The sequence below is a fragment of the Oceanobacillus salinisoli genome (assembly GCF_009733865.1).
GTDB classification, from domain to species: Bacteria; Bacillota; Bacilli; order Bacillales; family Amphibacillaceae; genus Oceanobacillus; species Oceanobacillus salinisoli.
In genome coordinates this window covers 39241-52889 of sequence record NZ_WOFB01000006.1, presented here as the reverse complement: position 1 = coordinate 52889, position 13649 = coordinate 39241, and the positions used below count along the sequence as shown (strand labels likewise).

The 13649-nt window shown below is 36.6% G+C and carries 11 protein-coding genes and 1 pseudogene; 11 read left to right on the top strand and 1 reads right to left on the bottom strand.

The window, feature by feature from the left end; translation table 11 throughout:
* Positions 1-367: 367 nt before the first annotated feature.
* The 7 genes and pseudogenes from GMJ66_RS06120 to GMJ66_RS06095 all read left to right on the top strand — a co-directional run bounded on the left by GMJ66_RS06120 (position 368) and on the right by GMJ66_RS06095 (position 8394).
* A complete protein-coding gene (locus GMJ66_RS06120; RefSeq protein ID WP_197046619.1) occupies positions 368-910 on the top strand; it encodes a LysM peptidoglycan-binding domain-containing protein in 543 nt (180 codons plus the stop codon).
* A gap of 360 nt (positions 911-1270) precedes the next feature.
* Positions 1271-1627 (top strand): hypothetical protein, encoded by a 357-nt coding sequence (locus GMJ66_RS06115; RefSeq protein WP_156289453.1) that lies wholly within the window; start codon positions 1271-1273, stop codon positions 1625-1627.
* Positions 1628-2735: 1108 nt separating this feature from the next.
* Positions 2736-3701 (top strand): serine hydrolase domain-containing protein, encoded by a 966-nt coding sequence (locus GMJ66_RS06110; protein ID WP_231514833.1) that lies wholly within the window; start codon positions 2736-2738, stop codon positions 3699-3701.
* Between the two features lie 301 nt (positions 3702-4002).
* Positions 4003-5268 (top strand): DEAD/DEAH box helicase, encoded by a 1266-nt coding sequence (locus GMJ66_RS06105; protein WP_407939204.1) that lies wholly within the window; start codon positions 4003-4005, stop codon positions 5266-5268.
* A 410-nt stretch (positions 5269-5678) separates the two neighbouring features.
* Positions 5679-5945 (top strand): hypothetical protein, encoded by a 267-nt coding sequence (locus GMJ66_RS06100; protein ID WP_156289451.1) that lies wholly within the window; start codon positions 5679-5681, stop codon positions 5943-5945.
* Complete coding sequence (locus tag GMJ66_RS21160; RefSeq protein WP_407939203.1) at positions 5926-6537, top strand: DUF2357 domain-containing protein; 612 nt, start codon at positions 5926-5928, stop codon at positions 6535-6537. The genes GMJ66_RS06100 and GMJ66_RS21160 overlap by 20 nt, the downstream gene beginning before the upstream one ends.
* Before the next feature lie 26 nt (positions 6538-6563).
* Positions 6564-8394 (top strand): annotated as a pseudogene (locus tag GMJ66_RS06095) (DUF2357 domain-containing protein).
* Between the two features lie 213 nt (positions 8395-8607).
* On the opposite strand, the gene GMJ66_RS06090 reads toward GMJ66_RS06095, so the two are convergent.
* The gene (locus tag GMJ66_RS06090; RefSeq protein ID WP_156289450.1) at positions 8608-9414 is read right to left on the bottom strand and encodes an IclR family transcriptional regulator domain-containing protein; all 807 of its coding nucleotides are present in this window, start codon (positions 9412-9414) and stop codon (positions 8608-8610) included.
* A 154-nt stretch (positions 9415-9568) separates the two neighbouring features.
* Between GMJ66_RS06090 and GMJ66_RS06085 the strand changes: the two genes are divergently transcribed.
* From GMJ66_RS06085 to GMJ66_RS06070, 4 genes are read left to right on the top strand one after another with little or no spacing between them, the layout of a single operon-like run.
* Positions 9569-10492, top strand: coding sequence for a 3-hydroxyacyl-CoA dehydrogenase NAD-binding domain-containing protein (locus GMJ66_RS06085; RefSeq protein ID WP_156289449.1), 924 nt, complete (start codon positions 9569-9571; stop codon positions 10490-10492).
* 18 nt (positions 10493-10510) lie between these two features.
* Positions 10511-11851, top strand: a complete 1341-nt coding sequence (locus GMJ66_RS06080; protein WP_156289448.1) for a short-chain fatty acid transporter — start codon at positions 10511-10513, stop codon at positions 11849-11851.
* A gap of 41 nt (positions 11852-11892) precedes the next feature.
* The gene (locus tag GMJ66_RS06075) at positions 11893-12945 is read left to right on the top strand and encodes a zinc-dependent alcohol dehydrogenase (protein ID WP_197046618.1); all 1053 of its coding nucleotides are present in this window, start codon (positions 11893-11895) and stop codon (positions 12943-12945) included.
* Positions 12946-12959: 14 nt separating this feature from the next.
* On the top strand, positions 12960-13643 hold the full coding sequence (locus GMJ66_RS06070) for a cyclase family protein (protein ID WP_197046617.1): 684 nt from the start codon (positions 12960-12962) through the stop codon (positions 13641-13643).
* Positions 13644-13649: the final 6 nt, after the last annotated feature.

Genomic DNA, 13649 nt, shown 5'->3' with positions numbered 1-13649 from the left:
GAAAGGTGTATGATTACGGTTTTCTTGTTCACTTGAATCGGTATGATGCGGAGAAAGTGCTTAAGTCGTTGGAGGCGTTTGTGGAGAGGGTGAGGGGGAAGGAAAAAGGGGTCTGATCCCAGCTTTCATAAAGTGTACAATGTTTAAAAGGAGTGTAGGACCATTCTGAGAACACAGGGACAATGAACCTCTTCTCTTAAATAGACAATATTAATAAGTTTGTTTATGGAACTTAATAGCATGTTTCATCACCATATCATGATGGGATGCATATGTATATTACATATTCATTACAAGTATTACGTTTATTTTACGAAGATAAACGGAATGGATAAATGCAAAGGATTTTATACCGAGGAGGATGATGATGAAAAAATTGAAATTCCTTATGGCACCGATTTTAGCTGTAGGGATGATCTTAGGAATAGGTGTAGGTCATGGCCACGCTGAAGTATCTACAGTAACGGTTGAGGAAGGGGATACACTTTGGAATATTGCAGCGTCTCATGAAAACGTAACCATCTATGATTTATATGAATGGAATCCAGGGGTTGATCCTTACAATATGAAAGTAGGAACGGAAATTATCATTGATCCAGGAAGTGATTGGTATCATACGGTTTCTGCCGGAGATACTTTTTACAGCATTGCCGCCATGTATGAAGATGTCAATTTAACAGACTTATATGTATTGAATCCGAATGTGGATCCATTTAATTTACAAATTGGATCCAAAGTTAGAGTCAAATACGGTGATTACGGTAATGAGTACTATACGATTAAGTCAGGAGACACGCTCTATTCGATTGCTATGGTGCATCAAGATGTAACGCTAGTAGATCTATATCATCTTAATCCAGGAATTAACCCCTTAAACTTACAAATTGGATCGGAAATTCGTTTGAAATAATGTGCGATTTTTCAGGGGAGGGAAGCAGGGCAGGTATGTAATGTGACCCGATTATTTTTGCAGTGAGACAGTGGGCTTGCCCCTATTGTCTCACTCTCTGTCCCACGAATTTGATATCAGAACCTACTAAGGCTCCATCATTCGCAGAAGTTAATACATAATTAGTCAAAACCCAACTTTGTGAACGAAAATACCTCATCTGGGAATAAATCATGAGAAAAGAACGAATTTCCGAGTCTGGATATCGTTTTTTTTCTTTTTGTTTTAGAGGTTAGAGTTATTTTTGTGGAAAGCCGAGTTCTCCATGATGTTTCAATTGGATAGGAAATTGGTTAGTATGATCATAAAGGAGGTTTTCACATGGGTTCGATTTCGATACTAGGTGCAATCGTTCTCCTCACTGGGTGGTTTGCGCTTATGGAATACGACCAATTTCCTGAATCCGAACGTACAAAGATTTTAGAACGGATTAAAGGAAGTCCGGTTGCTATCATTGTGATCGCATTAATGCCTGTTGGGATCCTCATCAATATGTTAGGAACCTTGATTGGCTCTCTTTGGATGGTCATCATTGGGGCAACAATGATATTTGTACAAAGCATCATCGTTTCTCTTTTGTTCTGGAGGCGAAAACGCTGGAAAAGTATTGTGTTGCTTATTACGATGATTCTTCTAGGAATTATCCTCTACATGCCATTCTTCATTCACTCCAACTGACGTTGTTTTTCGTATTTAGGAGAAAGTTCCCTTTTCAAGGAACAGAGAGGCCTTAGCCTAATAAGTAGGATGGCATCGTTCTGAGCATAAATATTATGGTCATCAGTGCTATTGGAAGCAAAGGGACGGATCTTCTGCTTCTCCTTTTGGCGGAAGCATTAGAACCGTCCTTGTGTTTATAACAGATTGTCTTGTCCATAATTTCTGATAAACCAAAAGATGATTCACTTAAATATACGGCATTCCTTATCCTGTAGTAATTATTTTAATTTTTTATAATATGGTTATTGACAAAAACACAAAACTGTTATATACTACAACCATAATATAATTGCTGTTGTATAACATACGGGAGGAGAAAATAATAGAATATATTTGTGTTGCAGCATACCGTGGTTACTTGTCGATTCGTGAAAGATATGGAATGAAGTCAGTTAGCTTTTATCACTTTATAGGACAATTAACAGAAGAACAAATCAGTGAGTATAGTAAGTTGGACATTTAAGAAAAGGACGTGTTGAAAACGGAACTTCCATTAGAATCAGAAGTCGAAGTCAAATAAAACCCTTACTTGTAATGTATTAATACAAGTAGGGTTTTTAAATTGTTACATATTTAAATGATGACAAAAAATCATCCTAAACCATAGTAGTTACCACGTTATTCCACAACAGTTGATCCGGTTTTCACTTATTAAAATGCACAGAGACGAAGTAAATAAATCGATAATTATTTAGTAGAAGATTCAATGGAACGAGAAAATGACCCTAGCTTCCCGAATATAGTATTCTTCCTTTCAATGAAAATCGTGAAGTGGGGGACTGCCCCCTTTTCTCAGGGAGGCTCGCTTCTTCCATCAATCGTATATATTTTCCAAGCAGGTTTTTTAAACTCTATTTAGTTATTATTATTAAGTATGGAGTTACCTTAAATATCTAAACAATTTGAGTATTTTATTAGTAAATATGCTAAAATGATGAAAGAAATTGTGTGTACCCAAGCGAGAATACCAAAGGAAGATGTTGAAAGGGGACATATAGAAACGAATGGATACTGTTAAAATAGCAAAAATATTCAATCGGGCTATAAAATCAAAGCAAGTACATGAATGGTTTTATTGATGGAAGGTCCGAATGATGATTTTTCATACAAATGGGAGTATGGTGGGAAAAATATAGACTCACCAATCCTTATAGCAAGTATCAGTAAATTGTTTATAACTGCTAGTATATTGAAATTGCTCAAGCAAGGTAAGGTGTCACTGGACGATCCCGTAACCGAATATTTTGATCATGGCACACTCAGCGGACTTCATGTATATAAGGGAGAGGAATATTCCTCTAGATTAACAATCTCTAGTTTATTGTTTCAAACGAGCGGACTTCCTGATGCATTTGAAGAAGGTAAAAATAGCCTTTTGAGACGTGCCCTTCGCGAAGATATCGACTTCACTTTTGATGAAATGATAACTTGGACGAAACAATTGAACCCTCACTTTGCACCTGATTCCAAGAAAAAAGCACATTACGCAGATGTTAATTTTGATATGTTGGGTGAGATCATCCAATCTATTACAAATTCCCCGTTAAATGAAGTATATAAGACGTTCATTTTTGAGCCTTTAGGACTTGAGAAAACGTATTTGCCTACAAGTGAGGCTGAATTTATTCCCCGCATTTATTATAAAAAAGACTCTATTTCACGTCCAAAGTTCATCCGAAGTTGCCCTGCCAGTGGTGGCGTTATTAGCACAGCACGTGAATTGATGGTATTTATGAAATCATTTTTTGGCGGCAGATTGTTTAATAAAGATGTTTTTCAACAACTAGATAAGTATAATAAACTACAATTTTCCATGTATCCAATTCAATATGGTGGTGGCTACATGCGGATACCATTAGGTGGTCTTTCAACACTTTTTATGGGGAAAGGAGAGTTAGTTGGACATTCAGGATCTACGGGTTCTTTTGCTTTTTATTATCCAAAGCAGGATCTCTTTTTAGTAGGAGACGTCAATCAAGCAGCAAGCCCATTGTCCGTACGATTTGCGATGCAGCTTGCGACGACATTTTAATCATTACTGAAGAGAAGCATAATTGCGAACTAAGGGACTGACCCAGTTTCCGTTAATGTTTGTGGGTGTTATTTGGTTTTGGAGGAAAAAGGCTATAAAAGGTATTTATGAAATCATTTTGCAATTTCTTAAAAGAAGCACCTCCATGGAAATACAACATAAATAATCCCAATCCCTCTGTAAATACTAACCAATGTGCTATAGTAAAAAAAGCCTTGAAAACAAATACAACGGCATTAATATAAGAAGAGAGACGTGATTAGCCTTGCTTGACTTTTTACAACTAGGTATTCGAAAACAGATGAACCATACATTAAAATCATTAGGAATAGTGGCTCCAACTTCCATCCAAGAACGGACGATTCCATCCGTACTAGAGGGAAAAGATGTGATTGCAAAAGCACAAACGGGAACCGGAAAGACGTTGGCTTTTGTTCTTCCTATTATTGAAAAGATTGATGTGAACAAGTCGGATGTACAAGCTCTTATTTTAACTCCTACAAGAGAATTGGCTCAGCAAATTTCAAAAGAAATTAATAGAATGGTTGAGAACGTAGAAGGCATCCATGTGTTAGCTGTATACGGTGGGCAAGATGTACAGCATCAATTAAAGAAATTAAAAGGTGCTCAGCATATTGTCGTTGCAACTCCTGGTCGGTTATTAGATCATATTCGTCGTGAAAGCCTTGATCTTTCCACCATTCAGATGCTTGTGTTAGATGAAGCGGACCAAATGTTACATATGGGTTTTCTTCCAGAGGTAGATGACATCATTCAGGAAACACCATCTTCCAGACAAACCATGTTATTCTCTGCGACCATCCCAAAAGAAATTAAATCGCTTGCCAAAAAATATATGGTAGAGCCTGAATTCATTGAAGTGAAAGCGAAAAAGGTAACGGTGGAAGAGATTAAACAAGTGGTTATTGAAACTACAGATCGGAGAAAACAAGCAACTTTATTGCATTTAATCGAAGAGCATCGCCCTTTTTTAGCGATCATATTCTGTCGTACAAAAATTCGTGCCAAAAAACTTCATGAAGCATTGATTGCCAACGGGTACGAATCAGACGAATTGCACGGTGATTTATCCCAGTCAAAACGTGAAAAAGCGATGAAACGTTTTCGTGATGCGAAAACCCAGTTTTTAGTTGCAACAGATGTTGCTGCAAGGGGACTTGATGTCGAAGGGGTGACACATGTCTACAATTATGATATTCCCCATGATGTGGAAAGCTATGTTCACCGGATTGGACGAACGGGCCGTGCAGGTGGCGATGGGGTTGCCATTACGTTAGTGGCTCCTAAGGATCTAGAGTTCCTACGAATGATTGAAAAAGGGATTCATCAAAAATTGGAAATGCAAGTGATTGAAGGAGTCAGTATCCCCGATTGGGAGGATTATCAGAGAGTAAGCGACAAGCAAGTAAAAGAAGCAAAACGCTCTAAAGGTCGTAGAAGAAACGGAAGGAATGCGGCAACGCCTTCTTCAAGTAGAAAACCTAATAAGAATCGACCAAAAGGCAATTCAGGTTCTAGAACAAGAGGAAGAAAACGTACTCGCTAAATCGAAATGGAGTGCTAAACCTAACATGCACGAAAGTATTTACCAAATCAGGGGCAGGAACCAAATTCAGGAGGATACATCTATGTTACATAAACGAATGAAACAATACATTTCATCCGAATTGATGAGTGAAGAGCAACAAGCCCATTCAGTAAGAAAGTATTAGATCGAGCGAACACGATTGAATTTAATCGTGTGGAGCTAGGTCATTTAGACTTTTTAAACGATGTCGAGGAGCAAGATCCAGTAATGTTAAACCAGGAGGTACTCGCGGCGAACTATTTACATTTGAAGGATGTATATTCAGAGCAACCAGAGTTGGTTCAACAGGTAACGGAAGAATTGGTGAAAATGAAGTCCTGCAGCTTATACATGCGCAAGTTGGGTACCGTGTAAGAGATGAGATTTGTATGTACCTTGCTTATAACAACCAAGGTGCACTGATGGAGTTTAATCAAGCATTTGACCATTGCTTGCTACAAAAAATCCTACCAAGAATTGCTGGTAGTGATAGTCGAGTAAGTGACATGATCAATCGGTTAATTGAAATTTGTGCATTTGAAATTTCGGAGGATGAGGATACTAATGTTGATTTAAGCTATGCCAAATATCCAAATAGTGCAGAAAAATTATTAGAAATGAGGAGGAGGTTAGTAGATGGCTTCACTTCCTTCTGAATTAGCTAGAACGGATGTCGAGTTACTTTATATTGAAACGGATGATATGACTGTCGTTATGAAGGGGAAACCTAATCATGAAAAATATGAGGGATTAGCACAATATCGAAATTTAGATCTCCATGATCCAATGACGTTGAATGTTCATGGAGAGGGTGTACAGTCTGTAAAAGTATTTGATGTAAATCATAATCAGCTACAAGAAAAGTATGTTAACCGACCCCTTTTCTCTGAAAATGGTGTATATCAGTTGGTTGTCTCACCTAAAGGAACAAAGGACTTATCTTTCTATCATGAGCATCAAGGGTTAAGAAATGCAGTCGGTAAAATAGCAATTAGTGATAGCTATGTACTAATGGGAAATCTTCAGTATCAAAATGAAGTGGGGCTATCTACCTTTGAGATTCGGTGTAACAATGAGAAGCTGTTGACTGTTACCATCGAAGTGTTTCCTACCAAATTAGACTATCGAAAAGATTATCAAAAGCTTTTAGAAGAAGTGAATGATGAGATCTATAATCTCGCTTACCATTTCATAAAGAAAACGTATCTTGGTGCAAGGGCAAAGCTTGAAAGAACACTCGATGAGTGAGTTTTATCGATTAATGAAGTCTCGCTTTGATTCCTTGTTTCAAGCTATTGGGCGAATTAAAAAAAAGGCAGCCACATCACAACCTGATCACAACGCATACAAGTAAGGGAGATCAGTTAGGAAGGCAGGATCAAAAGGCTCGTCAATATTTAAACAAAAGGCCGCATCTTTTTGTTGAGGTAGATAATGGAATAACGATACATAACAGGAGTGTTATGCCTACAAGTGGGTTAAATATAAAAAAGGAATTGACATACGATACGCATGAAAATCGGTTTATCAAATATATGATGCAACGTTTAATAGAGAAATTGGACAACTTAATAGAAACATTGAACAAGCCGAACAGTCGATATGAGAATACGGTTGATCCAGAGTTAATCGATCGATTAAGTCAAATGAAACAGAAGTAAAAAGGAAAAACAAATTCTCCATTCTGGCGCAATATTCGAAAGCTGGACCGCTCTGTCATGAGCTTGGTTCTCCAAATGGCACCTGGCTATCGAGAAGCATTTCAGATCTATTTGCTTGTCTACCGAGGTCTAAATCTACAAGGAGACATCTATAAAATGTCGGTCAAGGACGTTGCGACCCTATATGAATATTGGACTTATCAGAAACTAGGACAAATCCTAGGGAAAAAATATGAAATGATAGATCAAGATGTGATTAAAGTAAATCGAGAAGGATTGTTTGTCAATTTACAGCCTAATGCTAAGGCGAGGCGTGTGTATCTCCATCCGCAAACCAAGGAAAAGATCACGCTTATCTATCAAAAAAAGAGAAGAAAAACTACCTACGATTACACAGTTTCCGGATACGATGTTAAGCATTGAGAAAAAAGGACGAGACTATGAATATCACTATGTCTTTGATGCAAAGTACCGTATCGATTTTGCTTTACCTGGTACAAGCTATGGTCGAAATTACCATGGCATTCCTGGACCAATGGAAGAAGATATCAATACGATGCATCGTTACCGTGATTCCATTGTGGTGAATGAACAGGGTCCCTTTGAAAGAAAAGCCTTTGGTGCTTATGTATTATTTCCATGGGATAATGAAGAAATCTATCAAGAACACAAGTTATATAAAAGTATCGAGGCAGTGAATATTGGTGGATTGCCATTTCTTCCAAACGCGACGGATATCGTCGAACAATTGGTCGAGCGGTTGATCGATAAAAACCCAGAGGAGTTACAGCGAGAAGGGATCCTACCAAGGGGAACCTTAAGTGAATGGGAATCTACCATAGAAGAGAAGGTACTTGTTGTGAAAGTGTCCGATGAAGCAGATTGCAGATCTTCTATACAGGATAAGACCTTTAAAATGGCTGCTCATCTATTAAATAAAAACTGGCAGGAAGCAACGTATATTGCATTATATACAACCAAAGAAGTTGAGGAGAGCAATGGCATTACGTACTACGCTAAGATGAAGGATGTTCGGATTGTAGGAGAGAAAGTTTGGTTTGAAGTGGAAACATGGAAGTTACTCTCCAACAGGATAAAGCCAGTTGGGTATGGGATTTCAAATTATGTTATTACTGGAATTAATCACTTATTGGAAGCTAAAGAACTACCGGAACTGTTTATGAAGTCGAAGGAAGAACGCACATTATGGAGAATATTAGCGAGGCTTTCTGATCGGGTGAAGTATGAGCTTGATGATTATAGCTTGGATTGTGCTAGTAGTGTGGAAAGTTTTCGAATTATGGATATGAAACTGTTTTTAAAAGAACATGATATTTTGGTGGAGCAGCAAGATGAAGTGGAGCTTCGGATTCCGTTGAGGGATTTGAGGGAGAGGCCTTCTAGGGTGTTTAAGAGGTTGGTTGGGTTGATGGGGAATCAGTGATTGCAAAGAAAAGTGAGTGAAGAATAATTTGTTAATAATTGATTAGCCCCTACTTGTGATTTAGCAATAAGTTATATTATACAATATGGTTTGACTTCTCATTTGTTATTTAATTGGATTATTTGGATGTATTGCAAACCAGCAATACTACATAAATAAAGTAGAGTAAATCCTTATGGATTTACTCTACTTTATTTTATTTACGATTTTTAGTTAAAATTGTGTTGATTGATAAGTAACAGGAACAGTTTTGCTAATTTTACTGCTTGTTTCAAATAATATAGGTAAAAACTCTTTTTCCAATACTTCTTTACTAATTCTCCCAGCATGTACGGAACAATTAATTGCCGCAATAACTTTTCCTACTGCGTCTCTAATAGGTACAGCTATCGAACGAACTCCTTCTTCAAATTGCTGATCGATACCAGCCCAATCTTTCTCTTTAACTACTGATAGGATACTTAATAGCTCCTCTTTATCAGTAATTGAATTTTCCGTGTGTTTTTTAAGATCCATTTTATCAATAAGATTTTCTAGTTTCTCTTTTGGAAGATTAGCTAGAAGTACGTGCCCCATAGACGTAGAAGACGCAGGAAGACGTGAGCCAACATTAAGATTAATACTCATTATTCTTTTTGCTGGAACTCTTGCTACATAAATAATATCGGTATCGTCTAAAACAGTGATAGAACAAGATTCTCCGGTTTGAGCAACAAAATCTTTCATAAATGGCTGGGCATTACTCCATATGTCCTGTGTAGATAGATAAGCGTACCCCAATGTGAGTGTTCTTGCTGTGAGTGAGAATACCTTATTTTTTGACTCTGCAAAGCCGAGCATTTCTAATGTAAGTAAAATTCTTCTGACAGTCGGTCGATTTAGTCCCGTTATTTCAGAAGCTTGACTAATAGTAAGTGTTGGATTTTTTTCTGAAAAAGCTTGTATTACTTGCAATCCTCTGTCAAGTGATTGTATGTAATCCTTAGATTGTTTAGAGTTGTTAGAATTTTTTGTTGACATATTTCTCACCTTCTTAGTATACTAATAACTATAAATGTACGATATGAATAATTTTGTACGATTATCGTACATTAATTTCAGATGTTTAGCAAGTCTAGATGTAAAAAACTTAACTTGCAACATGTAATAACATAAGGGAGGGAGGGGAGAAAAAATGAAAAAGTCTGTAATTATTATTGGTGCCGGAACAATGGGGAGAAGTATAGCAGAATTATTCTTACAAAGTAATGTAAACGTTTTACTTTTTGACAAAGATAATAATGCTCTTCATAAAGCTAAAAAACTGATAGAAAAACAGTTAGTTTTTTTGGAAAATAAAGGTTTTTTAAGTAAAAGTCCAAAGTATTATCTATCAAATATAGAAATAACAAATCATTTTCCAGAAGAAACATCTACAAGACTTGTTATAGAAGCTATCCCGGAAAAGCTGAATTTAAAACAAGAACTATTTATGAAGTTGGAAGAAGTGTGCGGTGATGAAACTATATTTGCAACAAATACTTCTGGACATTCTATCACCGAAATTGCTAGTAAACTTAATCATCCAGAACGTCTTATTGGAACTCATTTTTTTACACCTGCTGCAATTATACCTCTTGTTGAAGTAATTAAAGGGAAGAAAACTTCAGAAGCAACTGTAACTGTTGTAATGGAAATGCTTACTGATATAGGAAAGAAACCAGTGCTACTACATAAAGAGGTACCCGGATTTATTGGAAATCGTATACAACATGCAATCTCAAGAGAAGCCATCTCATTACTTGAATCAGGAGTAGCGACAGCGGAAGATATAGATACTGTTGTGAAATGGAGTATAGGTTTAAGAATGGTGCTTACAGGGCCTATCGAACAGAGAGATATAAATGGGCTAGATGTTCATTATGATATTGCATCCTATCTCTATAAAGATCTAAATAACGAACTAACGCCATCTTCTTTACTGAAAGAAAAGGTGGAAAAAGGAGAAACGGGTTTAAAAGTTAATAAGGGATTTTACAACTGGGAGAATGTTCATCAAGAAAGTTATTTGAATGATAAGGATAATAAATTAATAGACTTGGTGCATTGGTTGAAATAAAAATAAGGGGGGATACATATGAGAAAGTTATCAAGTTTTTTTACAAATTTAGTAAATAAATACCTACCAGATCCATTTGTAATTGCTATAGCACTAACCGTTGTAGCTATTATACTAGCGATTACTATAGAAGGCACTGGGATAATAGAAGTAACAACTTTTTGGGGTAATGGTTTTTGGGATTTATTATCCTTTACTATGCAGATGACAATCATATTGCTTACAGGGTTTGTCTTAGCAAAAACTCCAATTGTTGATAAGGGAATTGATAAAGCAATATCTAGAATTAGAAAGCCAACTACAGCCATTATTACAGCTACTTTGTTTGGTGCGATTGGAAGTTTATTAAATTGGGGATTTGGATTAATCATCGGTGGTATTGTTGCACAAAAGCTAGCAATTCGAGTGAAAGGAGTTCATTATCCCTTAATTATTGCTGCAGGGTATAGTGGTTTTGCTCTTTATGGTTCAGGGCTTTCAGGAACAGTTCCAGTAACGATTGCTACCCCTGGTCATTTCTTAGAAGAAAACATGGGAATCATCTCTTTAGGAGATACAATCTTTTCAACACCTATGTTACTTACTACATTGGCAGTACTAATTTTATTACCTTTAGTTAATGCGAAACTTCACCCAAAAAAGAAGGAAGAGATAGTTGAAATTGAGCCAGAAATTGCAGAACAAGCAACAAAAGTGGCTAAAGAGGAGACAGCTAGTACAAAGGAACTAACTTTAGCCAATAAAATTAATGATAGTTATATATTTGGTGTAGGTATTGGAATACTAGGGTTGATTTATATTATCGCTCATTTTATCAATGGTGGTTCACTAGATTTAAATACTGTTAACTTTTTAATGTTATTCTTAGGTATTCTATTCATGGGCAAACCGTCTAAATATTTATCAGCTGTGGCAGAAGGGATTAAAACTGTTGCTGGTATTGTCCTTCAATACCCTTTCTATGCAGGTATTATGGCTATTTTAGTTGGATCAGGGTTAATCACAACTTTTGCCAATTGGTTTGTATCTTTTTCAACGGAAGCAACTCTTCCATTCTGGAGCTTAATCAGTGCGTTTTTTATTAACATCCTTGCTCCTTCAGGTGGAGGACAATGGGCCGTTCAAGGTCCTATCATGATACAGGCTGCATCGGAAATAGGAGCATCCATTGAGCAAACAGCAATGGCCGTTATGTTAGGTGATGCTTGGAATAATATGGTGCAACCGTTTTGGATATTACCAGTTCTTGCCATCTCTAAGTTACCTTTAAAAGCTGTTATGGGGTATATGGTAGTTATTATGTTATGGCTTGGGTTAATTTATGGTAGTGCATTCTTGCTTTGGGGATTTTTAGGTTGATTTATCTTAATACTTTTAAAAGTTAGGGAAGGATGTTTTTCATGCAAGCAGTAGTAAAACCTAATAACAAGGCTAATGAATTAGATATAGTAGATTTACCTAAACCTACTATAAATAAAAATGAGGTGTTAGTACAGGTTAGTGGAGTGGGTATTTGCGGAAGTGATCTGCATATGTATGCAGGCCATTCAGGTTATGATTGGATTCCTTACCCTATCGTGTTAGGACATGAGGTTACAGGGAAAGTAGTAGAATCAAGTAATAAAAATTTACTCGGAAAAAGAGTTGTTATTAATCCATATATACCATGTGGGGAATGTGAATATTGCTTGAATTCAGAGGAAAACCGCTGTGACAATAGTCAGTTTTTTGTTTCAAAAAAAGCTCCTCAGTCCTTACAATTTGGGTTTAGGAAAAATGGGGGGATGGCTGAATATATTGCTGTACCTGAGGATAATATTCTTCCTGTTCCAGATGATGTTTCAGATGAAGTGGCAGCTGTATCAGAGGCGATTGCGGTTGGACTTACGGCTGTGGAGAAGGTAGATAAGATTTCTGGGAAAATCGCAATAATATTTGGACCAGGTCCAATAGGATTAGGGATTGCTAGTGTCCTAGTAGGTCTTCAAATAGATAAGCTTATCATGGTTGGAGTACCAGGGGATGAGGACAGATTGGAAAGAGCTAGAGAAATTGGAGTGAATTCTACGTTTATCACTAACGATGAATTAATAGAAGACTTACTAGAATTTAATAAAGGTTTCGATATGGTGTTTGACTGTTCCGGTCATCATTCTGTACCTAATACCGCTGTAAAGGTATTAAAGAAAGGTGGGCAGTTAGTTCTTGTGGGTATATCGACCAGTGAATTTCCACTTCAAATGGATCAAATTGTTCGAGGAGAAATTCAGATTATAGGTAGTTATGGAATAACGAAGGAATCTTTTCAGAGAACATTAGAATATGCATCGGATCCTAATTTTCCTTTTGATCGACTTGTATCATCCAGTTATAAAATTTCCAATGCCAAAGAAGCATTTGATGCAGCTTTAAACAAAGCTTCAGGGAAGATTGTGTTGAAAATAAATAAATAGTTGGGATGGAGTATATGAAAATAATTGATTTAACGTTAGAGATGTATGATGGTCTTCAGTCATTTAAGAGCCATCCAGTTATAGAAATAAAGAAACAATCAACCTTTGAAAACTCAAAGGATCGTTACGAATGGCCTTGTAAGGGTTTTGAATCGAGATTAATAACTTTCTCAGACCACAGTGGTACACATATTGATGCTCCCCTCCATTTTATAGAAGGCGGAGAATCAACAAGTGAAATGGATTTGGAAAAGACATTTGGAGAAGCGCTGTTACTCGATGTATCAGATTTTAAAGATCCAAATGAACCAGTCACTAGTGAGATGCTAGATCGTGCTGAAGAAGAACAAGGTATAAGAGTTGAGAAGGGTGATATTGTTTTAATTCGAGCAAGAAAAGGTCAATGGGGAGATACTTCTTTTTTTCAAGAAAAGGCTTTCGCTAAGAGTGCTGGAGAATGGTTAACGAGTAAAAAGATTAAGTCAGTAGGGATTGATTTAGCTAACATTGATGTGAATGAAAATATGAAAAGAGAAGTACATTTAGAAGTTTTAGGAAAAAACATCTATATTGTTGAGAATCTAGTTAATTTAAATCAATTACCCAATAACAAACGTTTTCAGTTTGTAGCTCTACCACTTAAATTAAAGGATGGAACAGCGTCGCCCGTTAGAGCTGTCGCTTACGTTAACGAATAAGGAGGA

Coding starts and splice junctions, on each gene's coding strand:
- GMJ66_RS21160 (WP_407939203.1), top strand. CDS start 5,926: ATGGCTTCACTTCCTTCTGAATTAGCTAGAACGGATGTCGAGTTACTT.
- GMJ66_RS06115 (WP_156289453.1), top strand. CDS start 1,271: ATGGGTTCGATTTCGATACTAGGTGCAATCGTTCTCCTCACTGGGTGG.
- GMJ66_RS06110 (WP_231514833.1), top strand. CDS start 2,736: ATGGTTTTATTGATGGAAGGTCCGAATGATGATTTTTCATACAAATGG.
- GMJ66_RS06100 (WP_156289451.1), top strand. CDS start 5,679: ATGTACCTTGCTTATAACAACCAAGGTGCACTGATGGAGTTTAATCAA.
- GMJ66_RS06090 (WP_156289450.1), bottom strand. CDS start 9,414: ATGTCAACAAAAAATTCTAACAACTCTAAACAATCTAAGGATTACATA.
- GMJ66_RS06120 (WP_197046619.1), top strand. CDS start 368: ATGAAAAAATTGAAATTCCTTATGGCACCGATTTTAGCTGTAGGGATG.
- GMJ66_RS06080 (WP_156289448.1), top strand. CDS start 10,511: ATGAGAAAGTTATCAAGTTTTTTTACAAATTTAGTAAATAAATACCTA.
- GMJ66_RS06070 (WP_197046617.1), top strand. CDS start 12,960: ATGAAAATAATTGATTTAACGTTAGAGATGTATGATGGTCTTCAGTCA.
- GMJ66_RS06105 (WP_407939204.1), top strand. CDS start 4,003: ATGAACCATACATTAAAATCATTAGGAATAGTGGCTCCAACTTCCATC.
- GMJ66_RS06085 (WP_156289449.1), top strand. CDS start 9,569: ATGAAAAAGTCTGTAATTATTATTGGTGCCGGAACAATGGGGAGAAGT.
- GMJ66_RS06075 (WP_197046618.1), top strand. CDS start 11,893: ATGCAAGCAGTAGTAAAACCTAATAACAAGGCTAATGAATTAGATATA.